At 36.2% G+C, this 22,331-nt stretch carries 26 protein-coding genes; 24 read left to right on the plus strand and 2 right to left on the minus strand.

The features are described 5' to 3' along the window. Positions 1 to 18: 18 nt before the first annotated feature. Positions 19 to 1,431 (minus strand): C69 family dipeptidase, encoded by a 1,413-nt coding sequence (locus CP355_RS04180; RefSeq protein WP_087176203.1) that lies wholly within the window; start codon positions 1,429 to 1,431, stop codon positions 19 to 21. 101 nt (positions 1,432 to 1,532) lie between these two features. On the opposite strand from CP355_RS04180, the gene CP355_RS04185 reads away from it, so the two are divergent. From CP355_RS04185 to CP355_RS04210, 6 genes are all read left to right on the plus strand, one after another. Continuing rightward, positions 1,533 to 1,775 (plus strand): hypothetical protein, encoded by a 243-nt coding sequence (locus CP355_RS04185; RefSeq protein WP_087176204.1) that lies wholly within the window; start codon positions 1,533 to 1,535, stop codon positions 1,773 to 1,775. A gap of 124 nt (positions 1,776 to 1,899) precedes the next feature. Beyond that, complete coding sequence (locus CP355_RS04190; protein WP_098043958.1) at positions 1,900 to 2,523, plus strand: TetR/AcrR family transcriptional regulator; 624 nt, start codon at positions 1,900 to 1,902, stop codon at positions 2,521 to 2,523. Between the two features lie 145 nt (positions 2,524 to 2,668). Then, complete coding sequence (locus CP355_RS04195; protein WP_025005915.1) at positions 2,669 to 3,208, plus strand: NADPH-dependent FMN reductase; 540 nt, start codon at positions 2,669 to 2,671, stop codon at positions 3,206 to 3,208. A gap of 13 nt (positions 3,209 to 3,221) precedes the next feature. Continuing rightward, complete coding sequence (locus CP355_RS04200; protein ID WP_025005914.1) at positions 3,222 to 3,770, plus strand: NADPH-dependent FMN reductase; 549 nt, start codon at positions 3,222 to 3,224, stop codon at positions 3,768 to 3,770. A gap of 86 nt (positions 3,771 to 3,856) precedes the next feature. Beyond that, positions 3,857 to 4,648 carry a tyrosine-protein phosphatase gene (locus CP355_RS04205; RefSeq protein ID WP_098043959.1) on the plus strand — a complete coding sequence of 264 codons (792 nt, stop codon included), beginning with the start codon at positions 3,857 to 3,859 and terminating at the stop codon, positions 4,646 to 4,648. An 8-nt stretch (positions 4,649 to 4,656) separates the two neighbouring features. Beyond that, positions 4,657 to 5,586, plus strand: a complete 930-nt coding sequence (locus tag CP355_RS04210; protein ID WP_098043960.1) for an FAD:protein FMN transferase — start codon at positions 4,657 to 4,659, stop codon at positions 5,584 to 5,586. Between the two features lie 41 nt (positions 5,587 to 5,627). On the opposite strand, the gene CP355_RS04215 is transcribed toward CP355_RS04210, so the two are convergent. Then, positions 5,628 to 6,164, minus strand: coding sequence for a CvpA family protein (locus CP355_RS04215; protein ID WP_025005912.1), 537 nt, complete (start codon positions 6,162 to 6,164; stop codon positions 5,628 to 5,630). Positions 6,165 to 6,325: 161 nt separating this feature from the next. Between CP355_RS04215 and rsmG the strand changes: the two genes are divergently transcribed. From rsmG to CP355_RS04310, 18 genes are all read left to right on the plus strand, one after another. Then, entirely contained in the window at positions 6,326 to 7,048 is a 723-nt protein-coding gene (rsmG, locus tag CP355_RS04220) for a 16S rRNA (guanine(527)-N(7))-methyltransferase RsmG (protein ID WP_098043961.1), read from the plus strand. 14 nt (positions 7,049 to 7,062) lie between these two features. Next, positions 7,063 to 7,902, plus strand: a complete 840-nt coding sequence (gene noc / locus CP355_RS04225) for a nucleoid occlusion protein (protein WP_098036411.1) — start codon at positions 7,063 to 7,065, stop codon at positions 7,900 to 7,902. Between the two features lie 14 nt (positions 7,903 to 7,916). Next, positions 7,917 to 8,696: a ParA family protein gene (locus tag CP355_RS04230; RefSeq protein ID WP_098036426.1), complete on the plus strand. Its 780-nt coding sequence runs from the start codon at positions 7,917 to 7,919 to the stop codon at positions 8,694 to 8,696. Continuing rightward, positions 8,674 to 9,558, plus strand: a complete 885-nt coding sequence (locus CP355_RS04235; RefSeq protein ID WP_087176210.1) for a ParB/RepB/Spo0J family partition protein — start codon at positions 8,674 to 8,676, stop codon at positions 9,556 to 9,558. The genes CP355_RS04230 and CP355_RS04235 overlap by 23 nt, the downstream gene beginning before the upstream one ends. Next, positions 9,551 to 9,814 carry a DUF951 domain-containing protein gene (locus tag CP355_RS04240; protein WP_025005907.1) on the plus strand — a complete coding sequence of 88 codons (264 nt, stop codon included), beginning with the start codon at positions 9,551 to 9,553 and terminating at the stop codon, positions 9,812 to 9,814. Before CP355_RS04235 ends, CP355_RS04240 begins: the two co-directional genes overlap by 8 nt. A 55-nt stretch (positions 9,815 to 9,869) precedes the next feature. After that, positions 9,870 to 10,970, plus strand: coding sequence for a redox-regulated ATPase YchF (gene ychF / locus CP355_RS04245; protein ID WP_098043962.1), 1,101 nt, complete (start codon positions 9,870 to 9,872; stop codon positions 10,968 to 10,970). 8 nt (positions 10,971 to 10,978) lie between these two features. Next, complete coding sequence (locus CP355_RS04250; protein WP_087235900.1) at positions 10,979 to 11,758, plus strand: DUF1129 domain-containing protein; 780 nt, start codon at positions 10,979 to 10,981, stop codon at positions 11,756 to 11,758. 113 nt (positions 11,759 to 11,871) lie between these two features. Then, complete coding sequence (locus CP355_RS04255; RefSeq protein ID WP_087176212.1) at positions 11,872 to 13,596, plus strand: ABC transporter ATP-binding protein; 1,725 nt, start codon at positions 11,872 to 11,874, stop codon at positions 13,594 to 13,596. A 9-nt stretch (positions 13,597 to 13,605) separates the two neighbouring features. After that, the gene (locus CP355_RS04260) at positions 13,606 to 15,465 is read left to right on the plus strand and encodes an ABC transporter ATP-binding protein (RefSeq protein WP_098043965.1); all 1,860 of its coding nucleotides are present in this window, start codon (positions 13,606 to 13,608) and stop codon (positions 15,463 to 15,465) included. Positions 15,466 to 15,635: 170 nt separating this feature from the next. Beyond that, positions 15,636 to 16,322, plus strand: a complete 687-nt coding sequence (locus tag CP355_RS04265) for a response regulator transcription factor (protein ID WP_025005902.1) — start codon at positions 15,636 to 15,638, stop codon at positions 16,320 to 16,322. Positions 16,323 to 16,325: 3 nt separating this feature from the next. Next, positions 16,326 to 17,474: a cell wall metabolism sensor histidine kinase WalK gene (locus CP355_RS04270; protein WP_025005901.1), complete on the plus strand. Its 1,149-nt coding sequence runs from the start codon at positions 16,326 to 16,328 to the stop codon at positions 17,472 to 17,474. A gap of 48 nt (positions 17,475 to 17,522) precedes the next feature. Further along, positions 17,523 to 19,094, plus strand: coding sequence for a UDP-N-acetylmuramoyl-L-alanyl-D-glutamate--2,6-diaminopimelate ligase (locus CP355_RS04275; RefSeq protein ID WP_087176214.1), 1,572 nt, complete (start codon positions 17,523 to 17,525; stop codon positions 19,092 to 19,094). An 8-nt stretch (positions 19,095 to 19,102) separates the two neighbouring features. After that, positions 19,103 to 19,852 carry an aspartate/glutamate racemase family protein gene (locus CP355_RS04280; protein WP_098043963.1) on the plus strand — a complete coding sequence of 250 codons (750 nt, stop codon included), beginning with the start codon at positions 19,103 to 19,105 and terminating at the stop codon, positions 19,850 to 19,852. A gap of 304 nt (positions 19,853 to 20,156) precedes the next feature. Then, positions 20,157 to 20,480: a bacteriocin immunity protein gene (locus tag CP355_RS04290; protein WP_025005897.1), complete on the plus strand. Its 324-nt coding sequence runs from the start codon at positions 20,157 to 20,159 to the stop codon at positions 20,478 to 20,480. Positions 20,481 to 20,636: 156 nt separating this feature from the next. Beyond that, a complete protein-coding gene (locus tag CP355_RS04295) occupies positions 20,637 to 21,155 on the plus strand; it encodes a DUF2975 domain-containing protein (RefSeq protein ID WP_098036413.1) in 519 nt (172 codons plus the stop codon). Positions 21,156 to 21,170: 15 nt separating this feature from the next. After that, positions 21,171 to 21,698, plus strand: a complete 528-nt coding sequence (locus CP355_RS10360; RefSeq protein WP_025005895.1) for a DUF2975 domain-containing protein — start codon at positions 21,171 to 21,173, stop codon at positions 21,696 to 21,698. A 15-nt stretch (positions 21,699 to 21,713) separates the two neighbouring features. After that, positions 21,714 to 21,947, plus strand: a complete 234-nt coding sequence (locus CP355_RS04305) for a helix-turn-helix transcriptional regulator (RefSeq protein WP_025005894.1) — start codon at positions 21,714 to 21,716, stop codon at positions 21,945 to 21,947. Next, positions 21,937 to 22,158: a hypothetical protein gene (locus CP355_RS04310; protein WP_087176218.1), complete on the plus strand. Its 222-nt coding sequence runs from the start codon at positions 21,937 to 21,939 to the stop codon at positions 22,156 to 22,158. Before CP355_RS04305 ends, CP355_RS04310 begins: the two co-directional genes overlap by 11 nt. The last annotated feature ends 173 nt before the right edge of the window (positions 22,159 to 22,331 follow it).

Here is a 22,331-nt window from a genome sequence, read left to right on the forward strand (position 1 = left end):
AGGTATTTTTGTTATGAACTATAAGTTAGGATCCATCTTGAAGCGAAGAGGTGAATCGCCAGTTTGCTTGGTGATTAATTTAGCAGACAATTCTTTGAAAATATCCGTAGCAGTTTTAGCCATCTTTTCGTTAGCTTCATTAACAAGGTCAATTCTCTTAGCTGGATCACTTTCTTTAGCTAATTTTTGATCATATTCGTAACGCAGACGGGTAGTCTTTTCTCTAGCTTCGTCTTGGGCATTGCTTAAGTCTGTTCCATATTTATTCCAATCGCGGTCAGCTAAGGTGCTTGCCAGTTTAAATACCCAGTAAGCAGAGTTAGTGCTGTAAGTTTCCTTGCCATATTTATACATAGTAGGGACCTTAGTTCCTTGTGGGTAAAATGGAACATAAACGCTTTGTGCAGCTATACCCATTGCTAACCAATGAATCATGTTTTCACCGTTTAATTCTAATAAGTGAGACTCTTGGGTAGTAGCAACAGAAATAGGTCTAAATGTCGCATTATTCTTGTTCTTAGGATTAGTTAAATCATAAGGCGTATTTTGGTAATGATTGCTCAATACGGCTTGTGCGTCTTGAATAGAAATTGGCTTGTCCGGTTTTCTAATAAATGGCAAGTCAAAATCTTGTGGTTCTTGCTCGACAGATGGAGTTAATAATTTTTGCCCAATCCAGACACGAGGTGTGTTGTAATGCAAGTCGCTATCGTCATGTGTGCCAAAGATTTCACGCCAGTTAAAGACGGCATCTTTAGGCCATAATTGATTTTGGTAAACAAAGTCTTTTAGATCTTTTGAATACATAAAATCATTACCATCGAAGACGACAGCTTGGATTGCCAATTGGTTAGCAACTACTGCGTAAGAGTCGTCAGGAATTCTTTGAGCAACCCAGTGATGGCCTGAACCGATTTCCATATACCATGCTTCATCTGGGTCACTGAATAAAATACCGTCTGCTTCAGCAGCACCATGCTTTTCGACGATTTCACCTAAACGTTGTACGCCTTCGCGGGCTGTTTTAACGTATGGCAAAACAACGGTTACCATGGCTTCTTCTAAAATACCTTTTTCTGTATCAAAAGGATCAACTGCTAATACTCGTTCATTGGCATATGCACTTTCAGTAGCACTCATTGCTACATGATGTTCATTGATACCATCTTCTTCAAAGACGCCATACTTGTCTGTCCATTCTGGTGTTGAAGAATATGAAAAAATAGTTTCAGGTAAATCCATTTCAAATTTGTTATCTTTTGATTTGAAATGGTTATTTTTTACATTATCTTGATGCGGATTAAATGCAAGATGTTTGGGCCAAGCGGTTTTAGCATCTTCATTACGACCAATAATTACGCTTCCTGTGAGAGAAGCCTTCTTACCAATAAGAATAGAAGTACACGATGAACGTCCGATTACATTATTCATAAAAAATCACGCTTTCTAAATCGCATTTGTAACATAATTATAATGTAATTGTATTAATTTTTATATTATATTAAAAATATGTAAAAAAAGGAGATCTTAACATGAGCGAAGGACCAGAAGATAAATCAATCGAGCTAACGACAGATTATGCAGATCATACTATTAATATGAAATTTTCAGATAATCTGACTGACGATCGTGAGCGGGGCTATATTCTTTCTGCAGCTTTCTTTTCATTTTGTGCTGCACAAGGATTAGATAAGCAAGCAGTTATTGAAATGGTGTCATCACATTATGATCAATTTACTGGAGACAACGGATCATCGCTATTCAAGCGATTATAAAAATGACAAAAATGTATTGCTTAGGCTTGCATTTGTTATTTATTGGATATATGATGTACATGAAGATAAAAATAACAAGCGTATTGAAAAGCACATGTTTAACAAATGATTGAGGTGTATTAAAATGGCAAGAAAAAAAGAAATAAGCAAAGATAAGATTTTAGATACCGCTTATAAGATGGCTATTAAAGGTGGAATTGAAGGATTAACTGCTCGTAGTATTGCTAAGGCAGGACATTTTTCAACCCAACCTTTATATCTAGAATTCGATAATATGGGAGATCTTCGTAATCAAGTATTGAAGAAAATTTCTTCAGATTTAAGAACTCACACTTTACAACAAAAGTTTACTGGTGAGCCTTTAATCGACTTGGATTTATCATACATTGATTTTGCACAAAAGCATGTTAACTTGTTCCGTGCAATGTTTGTTGATGGTAAATTCGGTAGCAAGATTATTGCTGATACTTTGATGGATCTTGGAATTGAAAAGTTTAATGAACAATATCCTGATACTGGATATGATAAAGACAAGATTAATGACATTGTAATTGCTAACTGGATTTCAACTACCGGTATGGCTGCATTAGTTGTTAACGAAATTGCAAGTTTCAACCAAAATCAAATTATTAATGTTTTGAATGCTCAAATCCATGATGCAATGCTTAACGATCGTCTTAGCGAAACTGAGGAAAATCCTATGTTTGCTGCAGATGACGAAGCATCTCTGAAGGATAACTTAGCATAATATTTCATCAATCATCTGTGCTTTTTAATGAAAAAAGACGCTTCACAATTGTGGAGTGTCTTTTTTTGCTGTTAAAATTCAGCTATTTTTGTGGCCATTAAGTTATAATTATATATAGTAAAGGAATTTTCGAAAGGTGGTTTTTATGAAGGTACTCGCTTTATCTGGTTCAAATGCAGATAACTCATTTAACGAAAAATTACTCAAAGTTATTATCAAAAATTTAGATTATAAATACGACTTCGACTTTGCAACTGTTAAGGGCTTACCAATGTTTAAAGAAGGTGTTGAAGCTCCTAAAGAAATTTTAGATTTAGGCGAAAAAGTAGGAGAGGCTGACATGATCTTAATCGGTTCTCCTGAGCAACAACACTCAGTTACAAGTGCTTTAAAGAGTGCACTTGAATGGCTTTCTAGTTCAGTTCATCCTTTCCATGACAAGCCAGTTGTGATTGTTTCAACTTCACCAATGCCTCAAGGTGGTGCTCGTTCTCAAACTCGTTTAAAGAGTATTTTGGCTGCTCCTGGTTTTAGTGCTCACGTATTTAACGGCGATGAATTTATGATGGGAATTGCACCACAACAATTTGACGAAGAGGGCAATTTAACCGAACCAGGTACGCTTAAGTTTTTGAATCACTTCTTTGATGAAGTAGATGATTGGTATGCACAACTTACTAAGTAGGGGGCTTATTTAAATGAAATTATTAGTAGTCGTTGGTACAAATGCTCCATTTTCATATAATCGTTTTTTAGCAAAATTTATTGCTAAGCGTTATGCAGATAAGGCTGATTTTGAAGTTAAAGAAATTGATCAAATTAAGCCTTTCTCTAGAACGGATGAACCTGATGAAGCTACCAAGAATTGGATTGAAGATATTAAGAATGCAGATGGCGTAATCTTGACAACACCTGAATATGATCATGCTATTCCTGCAGCTCTTAAGAGTGCACTTGAATGGCTTGGCTCACATGCTGGCCCTGACGTAATGAAGATGAAGCCAGCAGCAGTTGTTGGTACATCATACGGCATTCAAGGTTCAAGTCGTGCTCAAGAAGATGCACGAGAAATTTTGCTTTCACCTGATATGAGTGCCAACGTATTACCAGGCAATGAAATCTTAATTGGTGGCGCTGCAAGAAACTTCGATAAAACTACTGGTGATCTTTCAAATGAAGATTACATCAAGCAATTAGATGTAATGATGGACAATTTCATTAAGTTTGTAGAACAAGCAAATAAATAATTTTGCCAGTTATCTAACTCAATAGTAAAATTACCGGATAGAAAACTATCCGGTTTTTTCTCAAAAAATGTAATGGGGTGAATTAAATGGTGAATCCAGTTGTTTTGTCACTAGAGCAAGTTCGTAATCCGCGTGATTTGGGCGGCTATATTGGTGATCATGGACGTAGAGTAAAAATGCATCGTTTACTGAGAACGGGGAAGATCAGTAATATAACGCTGCATGATCAGCAATTCTTGCTTGATTATGGTTTGACCAAAATCATTGATTTACGTTCGCCATTAGAGTGTCATAAGATGCCTGATAGTAAAATTCCGGGCGTAGAACACATTGATTTATCTATTTCGACTGATGATAATACGCAAGGAGGCAAAAAAGACCTTGCTAAGACATTTGAAATTTATCGTCATGACCAATATGCTGGCTTTAAAATGATGTGTGATCGCTATCGTTCACATGTATTAAAAGAACACGCTCAAAATAGTATTCATAAAATTTTAGAAGTTTTAGCCAATACTGAAGATGGTGCAGTGTTGTATCATTGCTCTGAAGGTAAAGATAGAACAGGTATTGTTACCGTAGTTGTTCTTTACCTATTGGGTGTTGATATGGAAACTATTAGGCAGGATTATTTATATTCAAATTATATGCTAAATGACTATCGTGCTTTACGGGATAAAAAGATGCAAGAAGAAGGAGAAAATTTATGCTTCCGTGCTAATATGCGTATTTTAGGTTCCGTATCCGATGCATTTTTAGATACTGCATTAATTGCAATTGAAAAAGACTTCGGTAGTATCGATAATTATCTTAAAGAAAAAATTGGCGTAACGTCGGAATTGCGTGATAGATTACGTGAATTGTATTTAGAAAACTAGGAATTAAAATGATTAAAGATTTAGCATTAGAACAAGTAGTAGGGCATCACCATGCTTTAGGTACATCGATTACTTTGCAAATATTTGGGACACAGGATCGAAGCCTGTTGAAAAAATCTTTTGATTTAATTGATCATTATGAAGATATTTTTACTGTTAATCGTGATCAATCTGAAGTAATGGATATTAACCATGCCTCAGGTGAGCATCCTGTTCAAGTTTCAAGTGCAGTCTACAGCCTAGTGAAGTTAGCCGTAGAAAAAAGCAGAGAGAATTTTGGCTTTAATGCCTTAATTGGACCAGTAGTAAAATTGTGGCACATTGGTTTTAAAGGTGCCCATGTTCCAAAAGATGAAGAAATCAAAGATAAGATGTTACTGACGAATCCTTTTAAGGTGGAATTAAATGATCAAGATCAAACTGTTTTTCTTCAAATGAAGGGGATGGAACTGGATCTTGGTGGTATTGCCAAGGGCTGGATCGCCGACCGCATTCGTGATTTATGGCTAGCATATGGTGTTGAAGCAGGGATTATTAATTTAGGTGGTAATATCCTTCTGGTAGGCGATTCACCTAAGCGAGACAATGGTAAATGGGTGATTGGGATTCAAGATCCTAAAGAGCCTCGCGGCGACAATATTACCTCTGTAATGGTAGGAGAATGTTCAGCTGTGACTAGTGGTACGTATGAGCGTTACTTAGTAGTTAATGGACATAAGTATCATCATTTAATCGATCCTAGAACTGGTTATCCTGTAAAAACGGATTTGGCAGGCGTAACTACTTTTACCAAAACATCCGTGGAAGCAGAAATTGAATGCAAGAGATTATTCTTTGCAGGTCATCCGCTAAAAGGCTGGCATGGTGATCCTGACCGTGTTGGGGCAATTTTTGTTTATAATGATGAACATGTTGAATATGATAATTTTAATCAATAAAAAATAGGACTAAGCAAATTGTTTGTTTAGTCCTATTTTGTTTAACCAACGGTCTTACCGATGTTGAAGATACTGTTGAAGACGCCGTTAGAAAGTCCAGGTGTACTGTAGATAATGAAGCGTAAGAAGCTAGAATCTATTGTTTGTTGCATGAACCATGGATTTTGCAATGCATTGAACATGGACAAGACAACGTAGACTACGAAGTAACTGGCTACTAGGGATGCCAAAGCTCCTAAGACATTGTCTAAAAGGCTGCCAAGATTAGTGGCATGTGGATTTTTAGCAGGAATCCAGCCCTTAAATATTTTCATGATCATCTTACCAACGAAGAAGATAATGAAGAATGCAGCAAAACGTGCAATCATTAATTCAACATTAGTTGTTGAATTGCTTCGAATCATTTCTCCTGTAACTTGGGTGTAAAGCCAATTGCCAAACGGATTTTGCATAAAAATTGCGACCATAAAGACAATAGCGGAACAAATTAAACCAATAATATATCTGGTAAAACCGGTTTTATAGCCTGTATAGGCTTTATAAGCTAAGTAAGCCAAAACAATTAAAGTAACAACCATTTTTATTTCTCCTTTGCGGAATATTATACCCTATTTTGCATGCGACAAAACTTTGACGATTGCAATGAAATAGTTGATAATTGTAAGGACGATTTCTCTTTACTAATAAGTATAATTAGCGTTAAATTTAGAAGTGTGAAACAAGGTTTCACGGGTGAAAAATGAATCCTGAAAAATTTATTTTAGAATTATCAAAACATAATTTTGTATTAACTGATAAACAAAAAGAGCAATTTAAACTTTATTTTAAATTCTTAATTGAAGTCAATGAACATGTTAACTTGACTCGAATTACGGAAGAAAATGAAGTTTATCTCAAACATTTTTATGATAGTGTTACGCCACTCTTTGTTTTTGGCGATGTTTTTAAAGATGGTGCTACTCTTTGTGATGTCGGAGCTGGGGCCGGATTTCCTTCGATCCCATTAAAGATTTTAAAGCCATCTCTTAAAGTAACGATTGTTGATTCGCTGGCTAAAAGGCTGACTTTTTTGAAAGATTTGATTGCTAAATTAGATTTGGATAATGTGGAGTTAGTTCATGGCCGTGCTGAAGATGTTGGTCAAAATAAGCTTTATCGCGAAAAGTTTGATATTGTTACTGCACGGGCTGTAGCCAAGATGAGTGTTTTAAGCGAATATTGTCTACCATTGGTTAAAAACGATGGTTATTTTGTAGCTCTTAAAGGACCAAAAGCTGAAGATGAACTGGATGAAGGACAAAAGGCACTTGCAGTTCTCGGAGGTAAATTAATTAAAGATGAAGAGTTAACTTTGCCAGGAACTACAGAAGAAAGAACTTTGGTTTTGGTTAAAAAAGTTAAAGAAACGCCAAAGAAATACCCTCGTCAAGCGGGGACGCCGCGGCGTAAACCAATATGTTAATAGGAGGATGAAAAATGTCATTATTTTCTTTTATGCATCATGATGAAGAAATCCCCAAGAATAAGCAAATTCAAGATCTTGAGTTAGATAAGATTGTTCCTAATCAATATCAACCACGACGTCAATTTTCTGATGATTCAATTAAGGAATTGGCGGATACTCTTGATCAAGATGGATTGCTTCAACCGATTGTAGTACGTGAAGATGGTGATGATCACTATGAGATTATTGCAGGTGAACGTCGCTATCGTGCTGCTAAGAGTTTAGGCTGGGAGACTATTCCTGCCATTGTCAAAAACATGAATGATGATCAAGCAGCTTCTCTTGCTTTAATTGAAAATTTGCAACGTGAAGACTTGAATCCTATTGATGAAGCTAAAGCCTATACTAATTTGATGAAATTAAATGATTTAACTCAAACTGCTTTGGCTAAAGATATGGGTAAGTCTCAATCATATGTCGCAAACAAGTTGCGTTTACTTAAGTTAGATGATGACGTGCAAACTGCTTTGGTTGAAGGAAAAATTACTGCTCGTCATGGCCGTGCTCTTTTAAATCTTGATGATGCTGATCAAAAGCGAGTTTTAGCTGAGATTGAAGCTAAAGGCTTGAATGTAAAGCAAACTGAAGAAATTGCTAAAGATGTGGATGCTTACTTTAATCCTCAACCTAAGAAAAAGGAAAAAGCAGAACAAAAGCGTGTTGTTAACCGCATTCCAAAGGACCTTAAAGTTCAAATTAATACCATTAAGAAGGCTGTTAAGTTGGCTAAAGATTCAGGAATTAAAGTTAAAATTAAAGAAGATAAAAATCCAGATGATTACAAAATCACCATTGAATTAAAGAGAAAGTAGAAAGGATGGAAAATATGGTAAATGTAATTTCGGTTGCTAACCAAAAAGGTGGCGTGGGTAAGACCACTACTACTATCAATTTAGCAGCCTCAATTGCCGACCGTGGTTACCGTGTTTTAATTGTGGATATTGACCCACAAGGAAATGCCACCTCTGGTTTAGGAATTGAAAAATCAGAGATTGACCAGGACATTTACAATGTTTTGATTGACGAAATTCCAATCCAAGATACAATTCATCATACATCAATAGCTAAGTTAGACATGGTTCCAGCAACAATCAATTTATCAGGTGCTGAAACTGAATTAATTAGCATGATGGCACGTGAAACAAGATTGAAGTCGGCTTTAGATGCAATTAGTGATCAATATGATTTTATTTTTATTGATTGTCCTCCTTCATTAGGTCAACTTTCAATTAATGCTTTTACTGCGTCTGACTCAATTTTGATTCCAGTTCAAAGTGAATATTATGCTATGGAAGGTTTAAGTCAGCTTTTGAATACTATTCGTTTAGTACAAAAGCACTTTAACAAGGACTTAGGTGTTGAAGGCGTCCTTTTAACTATGTTAGATGCTAGAACCAATTTAGGTGCAGAAGTAGTTAAGGAAGTTCAATCATACTTTAGTAAAAAAGTTTATAAAACAATTATTCCAAGAATCACTAAATTGGCAGAAGCACCAAGTTATGGTCAGCCGATTACCGAATATGCTCCAAGATCTCGTGGTGCTAAGGTATATGATGATTTAGCAAAAGAGGTGTTAAAAGCTCATGGTAAGAGACTCCAGAAGTAAAGAAAATAGAAAAAAAGGCGGATTAGGTCGTGGTATCGAAGCTTTATTTGATGATGAACCACAAATTGAGGAAACTGAAGAAGTTCAAGAACTCAATTTAAGTGAGATTCGCTCTAATCCATATCAGCCTAGAAAGCGATTTGATGACAAGAGCCTGAAAGAATTATCTGATTCTATTAAGGAAAATGGCGTTTTTCAGCCTATTATCGTCCGCAAGTCTGTTAATGGTTATGAGATTATTGCAGGTGAACGGCGCTATCGTGCATCAAAATTAGCTAAGAAAAAGACCATTCCTGCAATCGTTCGCAAGTTTGACGAAAGTCAAATGATGGAAGTAGCCGTCTTAGAAAACTTGCAACGTGAAGATTTGACCCCACTTGAAGAAGCACAAGCTTATGAAATGCTACAAAAGAATCTGGGTTTAACTCAGGAAGAAGTTTCTAAGAGAATGGGCAAGTCTCGTCCATACATTGCCAATTATTTACGTTTATTGACTTTGCCAAGCAAAACTAAGCGTTTATTGCAACATGGCGAATTATCAATGGGTCAAGCTAGAACTCTTTTAGCTTTAAAAGACAAAGATAAAATTGATAGTTTAGCCAAAAAGGTGGCCCAAGAAGGGATACCTGTTCGTAAGGTTGAAGCCTTGGTCAATGAAATGAATGCCAAAAAGCCCCAAAAGAAGGCTATTAAAAAGTCAGCCTTTATTAGAGCAAGCGAAAACCAATTGTCTAATAAATTTGGCGCAAGCGTTAATATTTCAGAGACTAAAAAGGGTAAAGGTCACCTATCAATTGATTTCACTTCTGCCGAAGAGTTGAATAGAATTCTTGATTTGTTAGGTGTTGATTTAGATGACTAAAGAAATCACTTATAATTTAGCTGATACAGTTCAAATGAAAAAGTCTCACGCATGCCAAGTCAACGACTGGGAAATTTTGCGTATGGGTGCTGATATTAAGCTGAAGTGTATGGGATGCGGCCATATGGTTATGATGCCGCGTAGCGAATTTAATCGGAAGATGAAAAAGGTTTTAACTAAAGCTAATGATCCGGTTAATGCAAAAAAAGAGCAATATGTGCCAAAAGATCGTATCGCTCGCCCTAATTTTAGATAAAATAGACAAGTAAGATAAAATATTAAAATAGTTTTTTAGAAAAAGAGGACAACAAATGTCATTAACTGCTGGTATCGTTGGTTTGCCAAACGTTGGTAAGTCAACTTTGTTTAATGCGATTACTAAGGCTGGTGCAGAAATGGCTAACTACCCATTTGCCACCATTGAACCAAATGTCGGGATGGTTGAAGTTCCTGACAAGCGTTTAGCAAGAATCCAAGAATTAATTCCTGCTAAGAAGATTGTGCACACTACTTTTGAATTTACTGATATTGCTGGTTTGGTAAAAGGTGCTTCAAAGGGTGAAGGTCTTGGTAACAAATTCCTCGAAAACATTCGCCAAACTGATGCCATTGTTCACGTAGTTCGTGCTTTTGATGATGACAACATTACTTCAGTTACAGGTAAGGTTGATCCAGAAGAAGACATTAATACTATTAATTTGGAACTTGCAATTGCTGACCTTGATGCTGTTAACCGTCGCATTAACAAGGTAAAGAAGGTTGCTCAACAAGGTGACAAGGAAGCTAAGGCAGAAATGGCTGTACTTAACAAATTGCAACCAGTTCTTGAAGAAGGTAATGCTGCTCGTTCAATCGACTTTAATAAAGATGAACAAAAGATTGTTAAGGGCTTATTCCTTTTGACTTCTAAGCCAGTTATTTATGTTGCTAACATTGCTGAAGATTCAATGGCTGATCCAGAAAGCGACAAGTACTACCAAATCGTTAAGAAGCACGCTGAAAGCGAAGGTGCTGAATGCTTGGGTATTTCTGCTGCAACTGAAGAAGAAATCGCTGGCATGGCTGACGATGAAAAGAAGGAATTCCTTGAAATGGAAGGCGTTGAAGAATCTGGTTTGGACCGTTTGATTCGTGCCGCTTACCACATCTTAGGTCTTAGAACCTTCTTTACTGCTGGTGGTCCTGAAACTCGTGCATGGACTTTCCACAAGGGTATGAAGGCTCCACAAGTTGCTGGTGTTATTCACTCAGACTTTGAACGTGGCTTCATTCGTGCAGAAGTTGTTTCCTTCGATGATTTAGACAAGCTTGAAACTATGCAAAAGGTTAAGGAAGCTGGTAAGTTGCGTCTTGAAGGTAAGGACTACGAAGTTCAAGATGGTGACATTATCGAATTTAGATTTAATGTCTAGGAGGAAGAATGGCTGAAGAGACAAAAAAAGAACAAACAGCTTCAAATATTGATAGCGAAAAACAAGCAAAGTTAAAGCGTCAAACTGAAGCTGACAATCAAGATGAAAAAATTAAACAAATGGATCCAAAGGAATTACGTAATAAGTTAAGTAATAAAAATCAAGATTACGTTTTTCGTTTGGAAAAAGAATTGCAATTGCAAGGTTCAATTTCCCGTGCCGAAGCAGTAGAGATGACTGATAAACTATTAGGTGAAATTGTAGTGGCACAACGTCATGGACAACCAGCTAATGGTTTATACTTAGCTTCGCCAAAGATTAAGGCAGAGCAAATGCTTCATCCGGATAAGAAGCCCGTTGCAACTCCATTTTGGCAATTAGCTATTGATGGTGCATTAATGTATCTTGCAATTTTTGTTGGTTTGTTTGGAGTCGTTGCTTTATTTGAAACTAAACAACCTAAGAATTCACAAATGGGTATTTTAACCTTAGCCAGTGTTGGTATCGTAATGGGCATCGGTATGGTGAAATATAATGACTGGATAATGCCTAAAAATGGTAAGCGCCAATCATGGGCTAAAATCATTTTAGGGATGATAGGCGTTGTTGTCGTATTATTCGTCTGGATTTGGTTACTATCTCTTCCAGGCTTAAGACCTATTAACCCAGTATTGCCAGGTGAAGTAGATATTATTATTGCGGCAGTTGCATTTGGTGCTCGTTACTTATTCAGAAGATATTACAAGATCACTGGTTCACCGTTTGCACCAAATATGCAACGCAAATAATTTGCTTCTTTTTTTAAAAAAGTACATACTTAATTTAATAACGTCAAAAAAGATAAATAGGTAATAGCCTATTTATCTTTTTATTTATGAAGTGCATGGAAAGGTGGGTCTATATGGTCAAAACACTAAGCAAATCGATTAGACAATACAAAAAATTGTCATTGCTCTCACCATTATTCGTTATTGGTGAAGTAATTATCGAAATGCTGATTCCATATTTGGTCGGAATTTTGATTGATAATGGAATTATGAAGGGGAATATGCCCTATATCAGTAAAATGGGGTTGTTATTACTGATAATAACTATAGTTTCACTGATATTAGGTGCGAGTGCGAGTTATGTTTCCGCACATGCTGCAGCGGGTTTTGCATCTAATTTACGTAAAGATATGTTCTACCATATGCAGGACTATTCTTTTGAAAATATTGATCGTTTCTCAAGTGCCAGTTTGGTTACGCGTTTGACTACTGATGTTAATAACGTACAAATGGCATATCAGATGATTATCAGAATTGCGGTTAGAGCGCCAATGATGTTCATCGTTTCAATTGTGATGTCTATCATAATTAGTCCAAGATTATCTTTGATTTTCTTAGTTATAGGCCCAATTTTTGCGATTCTATTAGGATTAATTATTAAAGCAGCATATCCATATTTCCCTAAAATTTTTAGAGGATATGACCGTATGAACCAAGTCGTTCGTGAAAATGTTCGGGGTATTCGCGAAGTAAAGACTTACGTTCAAGAAAAAGATCAGATTAAACAATTTGAGAAGTCATCAGGCTTTATCTATAAGTTATTCGCTACCGCACAAAAGATTATGTCTTTAAATGCGTTAGTTGTAGCGGCTGTTTTGAACATTTCAACTTTGGCTATCTGCTGGTTTGGTGCTAAAGAAGTTGTTGGTGGCAGTTTGCAAACTGGTCAACTTATCTCAATGTTTACTTATTCAAACTCCGTTTTGTTCAGTTTGAATATTTTAGCTATGATTACTACGCAATTAGTTGTTTCAGGTGCCAGTGGTCGTCGTATTGCTGCCGTCATTACTGAAAAGCCAACTATTGAAAATCCTAAAAAGCCACTTAAGCGTTTAACTAATGGTGAAATTATTTTTGATCATGTAAGTTTTAAATATGAACTAGCTGACAAGACTGATGCGTTACATGATATCAATTTGCATATCAAATCGGGTGAAACTCTAGGAATTATCGGTGAAACTGGTTCTTCTAAGTCAACTTTGGTTTCAATGATTCCGCGTTTATATGATGTAACGGCAGGTGCCGTTCGTGTAGCGGGTCATAACGTTAAGTCATATGACTTAAAGACGTTGCGTGATAACGTTGCGATGGTTTTGCAAAACAACGTTTTGTTCACTGGTACAGTAAAAGATAACCTCAAATGGGGTAACGAAAATGCAACCGATGAACAAGTTGTAGCTGCAGCTAAGATTGCGCATGCTGATGGCTTTATTCGTGAAATGCCGGATGGTTACGATACCATGATCGAACAAGGTGGTAATAACGTCTCTGGTGGTCAAAAGCAGAGAATTACTATTGCGAGAGCCTTGCTTAAGAATCCTAAGATTTTAATTTTGGATGATTCAACTTCAGCTGTTGATACCAGTACTGAACGTGAAATTAGAACTTCTTTGGCTAAAGACATGCCAGATACAACGAAGATCATCATTTCACAAAGAATTGTTTCAATTAAGGATGCTGACCGCATCATCGTGATGGATCACGGTAAAATTCAAGATATTGGAACGCATGAAGAATTGATGAAGACTAATGAGCTTTATAGTTCAATTGCTAAGTTCCAAGAAGAACAAGGAAAGTAGGTGAGCGTTATGGATCAAGCAGTAGATAATAAAAATCAAACTAAGGACAATCGAATTAAGATTTTGATGCGTTTGCTTAAATTAGTAAACAGTACAAGTCCATGGATGCTCATCATTTCCATGATTACCATCGTTTTAGCAGCGGCAAGTAATGTTATCGGTTCATTATTTATTGAACGATTAATCAATGATTACATTATTCCGCTAACTAAGGAAAAGGTGCCAAATTATGGTCCACTTGCAACTGCTATTGCGGTAATGTTTGGTATTTATGCCATTGGATTTTTGTCTAACTATTTGTTCAACATGTTAATGGGTGTGTTAGCTCAAAAGGTACAATTCCGTGTTCGTAACGAAATGTTCACCCACATGGAAAGCTTGCCAATTTCATACTTTGATCAAAATGAATTTGGCGATATCATGAGTCGTTATACTAACGATATCGATACCTTGATGCAGATGATTTCACAGTCCATTCCACAATTTACTAACTCAGCTTTAAGTTTGATCTTCGTTGTAGTAGCGATGTTCTCACTTAGCTGGCAACTTACTGTATTTTCATTCATTATCTTTGCCATGTCATTTGGTATCGTGCGTTTCTTGACTTTAAGATCAAGTCACTACTTCCAAGTTCAACAGAAGAAGTTGGGACAAATCAATGGTTATAACGAAGAAATGCTTAATGGGTTAAAGGTTATTAAGGTCTTCAGTCATGAACCAGAATCTAAAACAGGTTTTGATAAGTATAACGAAGAATTGCGTCAAGCTTCAGGTAAGGCCAACACCTATGCCACTATCCTTTTCCCAATTATGGGTAACATGGGTAACTTGCTCTATGTTTTAATTGCCTTTGTTGGTGGTGCTGTGGCTATTAACGGCTGGGCTCCATTATCTCTTGGTGCTATTGGTTCATTCTTGCAATTATCAAAGCAGTTTAGTATGCCAATTGCCCAGATTTCACAACAGTTGAACTCAATTGTGATAGCTTTAGCTGGTGCCGAAAGAATCTTTAATTTGGAAGATAAAGCTTCTGAAACTGACAATGGTGATGTTACAATTTCACGAGGTGCTGAAGTCGGCAGTATGTGGAATTGGAATGTTCCTGAAAAAGATGGTTCTGTTAAGAAAGTACCGGTTCGCGGACACATCATTTTTGATCATGTTAATTTTAGCTATGTTCCAGAACACCAAATTTTGCATGATATTTCAATCAATGCCAAGCCAGGGATGAAAGTTGCCTTGGTTGGTGAAACTGGTGCTGGGAAGACTACCATTTCAAATATGTTGAACCGATTCTATGATATTGATTCAGGTAAAATTACGTATGATGGTATCCCGATTAAACAAATCAAGAAGGATGATTTGCGTAGATCACTTTCAATTGTTTTGCAGGAAACACACTTGTTTACTGGCACTATCATGGATAACATCCGCTTTGGTAATCCTGAAGCTAGTGATGATGATGTTTACCAAGCAGCTAAATTGTCACATGCCGATGAATTTATTCACGATCTTGATCATGGCTATGATACTGTGATTGATGGAGACGGTGGAGATTTATCACAAGGGCAAATGCAGCTGCTCAGTATTGCGAGAGCGATGATTGCTGACGAACCTGTAATGATCTTGGATGAAGCAACCTCAAGTATTGATACTAAGACCGAAAAGATGGTTCAAGCAGGTATGGACAACTTGCTTGCTGGACGAACTAGTTTTGTTATCGCCCACCGTTTGTCAACTATCGTAAACTCTGATTTGATCTTGGTACTTGATCATGGTCATATCATTGAATCCGGTAACCACGAAGAGCTATTGAAGCAAAAGGGTTACTACTACGAGCTTTACACTGGTAAAAAAGAAATTGAATAGAAGTAAAATAGAGCACAAGTTGCTCTATTTTTTGTATTTTTCTAAAAAATAGCTTTACCTTTCAGCCTTTTATTGAAAAATAGTAAAATATAGACCATAGGGTCTGCTAAACTAGTAGATAAAGATACAGACTATAATCAATTAGCAAAATAAAGAGAGGGGTTTTCTTTATGAAAATCTTAGTTGTTGATGATGACAAGGAAATCGTAGAATTATTAAGCATCTATCTGAAAAATGAAGGTTATGAACCAATTGCGGCATATAGCGGCAAAGAAGCAATTACTAAATTAACCACGACTCCAGATATCGCTTTGATGATACTGGATATAATGATGCCAAATATGTCAGGAATTGAAGTAATTAAGGAAGTCAGAAAAGATTCAGATATTCCAATTATTATTGTTTCAGCTAAGACTGGCGACATGGACAAGATTCAAGGGTTAATCACCGGTGCCGACGATTATGTATCTAAGCCATTCAATCCACTTGAAGTAATGGCTAGGGTTCGTTCACTTCTTCGTCGTAGTCAAAAACAAGTTAAAGATGATGAACCAGATGTTTTGGAGGTAGGTCCATTAGTTATTAACCGTGATTCACACGAAGTTAAAACTATTGATGGCAAAGCAATTCAATTAACTGCTCTTGAATTTGGTATTTTATATCTTTTAGCTAGTCATCCTAACCGGGTATTTTCAGCAGATGAAATCTTTGAACGCGTATGGCAACAAGAATCTATTGTTTCAGCTAAAACTGTTATGGTTCACGTTTCACACTTGCGTGATAAGATTCAAAAAGCTACCGGCGGTGAAGATGTCATTCAAACCGTTTGGGGCGTAGGATATAAAGTCGAGGCGTAGTTAATGAAAAAAGAACGCGTCAAGCTTACTGGCGCTGAAAAAAGTGAGTTGTTTGCAGAAGGAGTGGTAACCATCGTCCTTCTGCTTTTGTTAAATTTATCAATTATTATTCTGATTCACCTGGCTATTTTGCAAGATGAGAGCTTAGTTAATGGCATTTATTTTTTGAAAAAAACAATGACATTTGCTGGTGGGTATCATCTTTGGTCTTGGCAGAATACGTTTATTATTTTGATGGAGATAGGCGATATTGTCGTTTTATATTGGCGACTGATTAGACGCTATCATCAAATGCAGCTACGCCACGTAATTTCAGAATTGCATTATATTGCAAGTGGACACTTTGATCATCGAATCAACTTTCGAGTTCGTCCAGATTTGCAACATGTGGTTGATTCTATTAATTCTTTAGTTGATAGTACGGTTAATTCAATTAATGAGGAACGTGCAATTGAACAGTCAAAAGATGAATTGATTACCAACGTTTCGCATGATATCAGAACGCCGTTAACTTCAATTATTGGTTATTTGGGATTGTTGAAAAGTGGGGTTGCCTCACCAGAAGATCAGCAAAAATACGTTAACATTGCGTATACTAAGGCTGAGCAGATGAAGTCTCTTGCCAATGATTTATTTGAATATACTACCCTTAAATCTACTAAGTTGAATTTGAGCAATTTACATATTTATTCAATGTTAGAGCAAGTTGCTGCGGGATTTGAACTAGAAGCTGAGAAAAAGGGCATAGAAATTAAAATTGAAGCTCGGCCCAAAAATTTAATCATTAAGGCTGATGCAGAAAAATTAGTGCGAGTTTATAATAATTTGATTTCTAATGCCTTTAAATACGGTATTGGCGCTACGCAGATTAAATTAGTGGCTAATCTAGTAAATAAACGTGAAGTTGAATTACGTGTAGAAAATAATGGTGAACCTATTCCGAAGAAATCATTGAAAAAGATATTTGATCGTTTTTACCGCGTGGAGACATCGCGCAATACAAAAACTGGTGGTACAGGATTGGGACTTTCTATCACCAAGGGTGTGGTTGATTTGCATCACGGAACTATTAGATGCGAATCGGATAAGAATTGGACAAGTTTTATTATTCGTTTACCACTTAATCCTAAGAAGGCAAACAGCAAGGGCTAGCTGTGTTATAATTTTGACTGAAATGTTTTAATACAACGAGGAGAAAAAATGAGTATTTCTTTAAATACCTGTATTTTAATTTTAAAAGAGCATCATTTACTTAAGTCAAGTGCAGTACAAGATACTGTAGCAACCAAGATGGAATACGTGTCATATGATTCACGTGATATCCAAACTAACACTTTATTCTTCTGTAAAGGTGCGGGCTTTAGACCAACATATTTATCAATGGCTAAAGATAATGGAGCAATCTGCTACGTAGCTGAACAACCTTATCCAGAAGGTAAAGGGATGCATGCATTGATCGTACGTGACGTATCAAAGGCAATGGCATTACTTTCAGCAGCATTCTTCCGTTTTCCACAAGATGATTTGTATGTAGTAGCATTTACTGGAACTAAGGGTAAGACTACTTCTGCATACTTTTTAAAGGGAATGCTCGACCAAGCTAATGGCGGCAAGACCGCTTTGATTTCATCAGTTAATGACGTTGTTGGACCAAAGCCAGAAGATAGTTTTAAGTCTAGTTTGACTACCCCAGAAAGTTTGGACTTGTTCCGTGACATGCGTACTGCTGTTGATAACGGAATGACTCACTTGGTAATGGAAGTTTCAAGTCAAGCATACAAGAAGAATCGTGTCTTTGGTTTAACTTATGATTTAGGTTTCTTCTTGAATATTAGTCCAGACCATATTGGACCAAATGAACACCCTAATTTTGCAGATTACTTACACTGCAAGTTGCAATTATTGGTAAATTCACGCAAGTGTATTATCAATGCAGAAACTGCTCACTTCAATGAGGTTTACGCTGCAGCAACCACTACTACTAATCCTGATAGCATTTACTTATTTGCTAGAGAAGATTTCGAAAATCCGGATTTAAAGGTACCAATTGACTTCAGATTTGCTTCTCAAGAATTAGATATGAAGGAAACTCGCTTCAAGTTATTCTGCTCTAGTGATAAGGCACGTAAATTGCCAATCAACGGTGACTATACTTTGAAGATGCTTGGTGACTTTAATGAATCAAACGGTACTGCTGCGATTATCGGTGCTGGTCTTGCAGGCCTTAACCATGATCAATGTGCTAAGGGTATTCGTGATGTAACTATTCCGGGTCGTATGCAAACTGAAAGAACTAAGAGCCACGGAATGGTTGTAGTTGACTATGCACACAATAAAGCTTCGATGATGGCTTTAATGAACTTCATGCAAAGTGAATTTAATAATCCTAAGATTATTGTGGTCGTTGGTGCACCTGGTGATAAAGGGGTATCTCGTCGTCCAGGCTTTAGTGAAAGTTTAAGTGCATATGCAGATAAAGCATTTTTGACTACTGATGATCCAGGATTCGAAGACCCTAAGAGTATTGCCGAGGAAATAGATTCAGGTATTGATCACTCTAAATGCGACGTTACAATTGAATTAGACCGTAAGAAAGCTATTCATGACGCGATTGCTATGGCTGGTCCAGATGATGTAGTCTTAATCTGCGGCAAGGGTGCAGATGCATTCCAAAAGATTCGCGGCGTAAATACTCCATATCCATCAGATATCGTAGTTGCTCAAGAAGTAATCAATGAATTAGAAGGTCAAAAAGAGCATTTTAGAAAGTAGAAGATAAGATGAAACATTTCTTTAGTATTATTGGTGGGATGGGAACCATTGCCACTGAAAGTTATGTTCGTTTAATTAACCATCGAGTAAAAATTGCGCGAGACCAAGATTATTTAAACTATATTTTGGTTAATGATGCTCAAGTTCCTGATAGAACTGCTTATATTAAGGATCATTCTAATCCTAACTTCTTTTATGATTTAAAAGATGATGTAGAAGGCCAGGATAAGCTGGGAACAGACTTTTTGGTAATGCCATGCAACACTGCGCATTATTTCTATGATGATTTGGCAGCACTTACTGATAAGCCATTCTTGCATATGATGCGGATTGCAGTGCACAATTTTATTGATAATTATCCTGATGAAAAGAAAATTGGCTTAATTGCTACAGAAGGGTCAATTTATGATCATTTATATGCCGATGAAATTCAAAAAGTTGGCAGGACGGTAGAATTAGGTGGTCCTGAGATTCAGCCGATGGTCAATGAATTGATTTATTCTGATATTAAAGAAAAAGGCATTGTTGATCATGACTTGTATCACAAGATTTTGAAAACAATGCATGATAAGTATGGCTGCAACGTTATTTTGCTTGGTTGTACTGAATTATCTTTAGCTCAAGAAAAGGCACCAGATCATCCTTATAACGTGATTGATCCGCAATCAATTATTGCTGACGTGTCAATTGAGGTTGCGCTTAAGATTCGTCACGGGATGGATCCTAAAGAAGCATGTAAGAAATATATGTATAAGTAAAAAATACCGAATCAGTGCGAAGCTGGTTCGGTATTTTGTTGGACTATAATTTACAATATTATAATATAGTAAATCGTAATATTGTAAATAGGTTATATGAGAGAATGAATGATTTAATAGATGTTTGGAACATAATAGTAAAAGAAGATTATCATGTCCCCTGGGGAATGGCTGCGCTTTATGAAGGCATAATTGCGACGATTTTTTGCCAGGTTTTTCGTTGATTAGAGAATTAATTTTGAAGGTTCATTTTGATTTTTTAGGACTATAATAAGAGCAAATGAAAATCAAAGAAGGTCTCAAAATGTATCAAGAAGATGAAAACGACTTGAAGATTTGGCTTTTGAATAATATTACTGATTTGTTAGTAAACGAAAATACTAAACCAGAAGAACGCAAAGTTTTGCTTAATGCTAAGCATCAACTCGAAACTGGCGAATCAGCTAACTATGTTTGCAACTTAATTCGTGTTGGTCTTGATCCTTTAAGCTGGCAAAGCAAGTTATCTAAGGGTGTGACTGAATTTCACTATGAGATTGCTAATGGTGTTCGCCCTGTCTCTCATCAAGCAGGAGCACTTGGTGGTGCAGCCTTAGGCTTGGCCTTTTCGGGCATTGGTAGAAGATAAAACAGAAATTAAATATAAGAAAATAGCTATTAACCTAAAATGGTTTGATAGCTATTTTTTTGCACCTCAATATAAAATTATATATTTGCAACTAATAATTATCGTAATACAATAAAATTAATGAGAGGTAGATAACTCTATAGGGAGGAATGAATTATGAAAAAGTTTATCCTGAATCTAATAACGGTAATTAGCTGGATTATTGAAATATTTATGTGGTTTTCAATTGCTGTATGTACACTCATGGCAGGATCTTTTGTATTCTTATTAGTTAAAATGCCAGATGTAATCAGAGAAATTGCTAAAGAACCTGGTTTACGCCAGTATAGTAGCCAATTTTGGCATATACTACCATTTTTTATGATTATTGGTTTGATAGCTGTTATTTTCTTTAATCTTGGCATTCATAATGTGCGGCACTTGATCAAGAATATCAAGCAAGAAGTTTACTTTGATCAGGCTAACCTGCATGAATTGAAGCAATTGTTAATTAGATCAATTGTTTATACAGTGTTGTCAATTATTTCCTGGGCAATTATCTTGCCAATGGACAGCACACCATTTTATCCTAATGCATATATTGCTGATCTGGTATTTATTGCGATTGTCTATGTTGTCTACTTGATCTTTAAGCATGGCTTAGCCTTACGTGATGACACTAACAAGATTATTTAGGAAGGGAGAATATAAATGAAAAATAAAGTTTTTAAATTACTTAACATCGTATCCTGGATTGGCGAAATATACTTTGTTTTGATGGCGATCTTCTATTTGATCTTTTTAGTTGCTGCAGTCATAACGCCCGGAACGCAAGGCTGGATTCGCCAGATGATGATTACTCCATTTTTTAAAGTAAGCAATGGTCCTTCAGCATGGATGGTGATTGCTGTGGCATTAATTGCCGATATTGTGATGATTGTAATTGTTCATTATTTACAAAAAATGATTGTAAATTTAAATCAAGAGAAGTATTTTGAACAAGATAACCTGCAATTATTGCAGCGGTTGCTGGCGACTGTAGGTATTTATACTATACTAAATTGGGTCAATGTCTTGTTGATTTGCGTGACTGGTGAATTTGCTAAAGCAGACCAGCTTTCTAGTGAATGGGTAGCAAGTAGCTGGAATGCCTTAATCTTTTTAGCAATTATCTATATTATTTATCTAGTATTTAAATCTGGTTTAAAGCTGCAACAAGAATCAGATACTTTTATTTAATGGGGATGAAAACAGATGATTGAAGTAACTGTTGACTTTATGCTGTTAAAAAGAAAGATGAAGTCAAAAGATTTAGCTAAAGAAATTGGGATTACACCGGCGAACTTGTCTATTTTGAAAACAGGTAAGGCACATGGTGTTCGTTTTGATACACTTAGCAAAATTTGTAAGGCATTAGATTGCCAACCTGGTGATTTGCTTAAGTATGTGCCAGATGATGAAGATAAAGGTGAAGATGATGAAAAATAAAAATGAATTTTCAGCTTTAAAATTATTTATTTCAATGCTAATTGCTTGGGCAATAGTATTTGTCGGAGCCTGGGCTGGTAAGGGTTTTAGTGCAGACTTTTTTGCAATGCCACGTTTTGTCGTAGTACTAGTTACTTCTGTTGCCGGTGCAATTGTAATTGGACCAGCGATTTATGGCTTTTTGTATATTGGCGGGAAGCATGATAAATAAAATCCATTAGTGAAATTTTGAATTAGATATTGACAAATTAAGCAATAGATATTAGTGTATTAGTTAAGTGATACAGATGCGGAAGGACGGAAACTGTCAAATCTTTTGTGTAAATAGTTCTTTCTCGTAAATTGATTTTTTAATTATTTATTTAATCAAAGTAGGATTCTAAG

Source organism: Lactobacillus sp. UMNPBX4 (assembly GCF_002554115.1).
In the GTDB taxonomy this organism is placed as follows: domain Bacteria; phylum Bacillota; class Bacilli; order Lactobacillales; family Lactobacillaceae; genus Lactobacillus; species Lactobacillus gallinarum.

Coding starts and splice junctions, on each gene's coding strand:
- CP355_RS04180 (WP_087176203.1), bottom strand. CDS start 1,431: ATGAATAATGTAATCGGACGTTCATCGTGTACTTCTATTCTTATTGGT.
- CP355_RS04185 (WP_087176204.1), top strand. CDS start 1,533: ATGAGCGAAGGACCAGAAGATAAATCAATCGAGCTAACGACAGATTAT.
- CP355_RS04190 (WP_098043958.1), top strand. CDS start 1,900: ATGGCAAGAAAAAAAGAAATAAGCAAAGATAAGATTTTAGATACCGCT.
- CP355_RS04195 (WP_025005915.1), top strand. CDS start 2,669: ATGAAGGTACTCGCTTTATCTGGTTCAAATGCAGATAACTCATTTAAC.
- CP355_RS04200 (WP_025005914.1), top strand. CDS start 3,222: ATGAAATTATTAGTAGTCGTTGGTACAAATGCTCCATTTTCATATAAT.
- CP355_RS04205 (WP_098043959.1), top strand. CDS start 3,857: ATGGTGAATCCAGTTGTTTTGTCACTAGAGCAAGTTCGTAATCCGCGT.
- CP355_RS04210 (WP_098043960.1), top strand. CDS start 4,657: ATGATTAAAGATTTAGCATTAGAACAAGTAGTAGGGCATCACCATGCT.
- CP355_RS04215 (WP_025005912.1), bottom strand. CDS start 6,164: ATGGTTGTTACTTTAATTGTTTTGGCTTACTTAGCTTATAAAGCCTAT.
- rsmG (WP_098043961.1), top strand. CDS start 6,326: ATGAATCCTGAAAAATTTATTTTAGAATTATCAAAACATAATTTTGTA.
- noc (WP_098036411.1), top strand. CDS start 7,063: ATGTCATTATTTTCTTTTATGCATCATGATGAAGAAATCCCCAAGAAT.
- CP355_RS04230 (WP_098036426.1), top strand. CDS start 7,917: ATGGTAAATGTAATTTCGGTTGCTAACCAAAAAGGTGGCGTGGGTAAG.
- CP355_RS04235 (WP_087176210.1), top strand. CDS start 8,674: ATGGTAAGAGACTCCAGAAGTAAAGAAAATAGAAAAAAAGGCGGATTA.
- CP355_RS04240 (WP_025005907.1), top strand. CDS start 9,551: ATGACTAAAGAAATCACTTATAATTTAGCTGATACAGTTCAAATGAAA.
- ychF (WP_098043962.1), top strand. CDS start 9,870: ATGTCATTAACTGCTGGTATCGTTGGTTTGCCAAACGTTGGTAAGTCA.
- CP355_RS04250 (WP_087235900.1), top strand. CDS start 10,979: ATGGCTGAAGAGACAAAAAAAGAACAAACAGCTTCAAATATTGATAGC.
- CP355_RS04255 (WP_087176212.1), top strand. CDS start 11,872: ATGGTCAAAACACTAAGCAAATCGATTAGACAATACAAAAAATTGTCA.
- CP355_RS04260 (WP_098043965.1), top strand. CDS start 13,606: ATGGATCAAGCAGTAGATAATAAAAATCAAACTAAGGACAATCGAATT.
- CP355_RS04265 (WP_025005902.1), top strand. CDS start 15,636: ATGAAAATCTTAGTTGTTGATGATGACAAGGAAATCGTAGAATTATTA.
- CP355_RS04270 (WP_025005901.1), top strand. CDS start 16,326: ATGAAAAAAGAACGCGTCAAGCTTACTGGCGCTGAAAAAAGTGAGTTG.
- CP355_RS04275 (WP_087176214.1), top strand. CDS start 17,523: ATGAGTATTTCTTTAAATACCTGTATTTTAATTTTAAAAGAGCATCAT.
- CP355_RS04280 (WP_098043963.1), top strand. CDS start 19,103: ATGAAACATTTCTTTAGTATTATTGGTGGGATGGGAACCATTGCCACT.
- CP355_RS04290 (WP_025005897.1), top strand. CDS start 20,157: ATGTATCAAGAAGATGAAAACGACTTGAAGATTTGGCTTTTGAATAAT.
- CP355_RS04295 (WP_098036413.1), top strand. CDS start 20,637: ATGAAAAAGTTTATCCTGAATCTAATAACGGTAATTAGCTGGATTATT.
- CP355_RS10360 (WP_025005895.1), top strand. CDS start 21,171: ATGAAAAATAAAGTTTTTAAATTACTTAACATCGTATCCTGGATTGGC.
- CP355_RS04305 (WP_025005894.1), top strand. CDS start 21,714: ATGATTGAAGTAACTGTTGACTTTATGCTGTTAAAAAGAAAGATGAAG.
- CP355_RS04310 (WP_087176218.1), top strand. CDS start 21,937: ATGAAAAATAAAAATGAATTTTCAGCTTTAAAATTATTTATTTCAATG.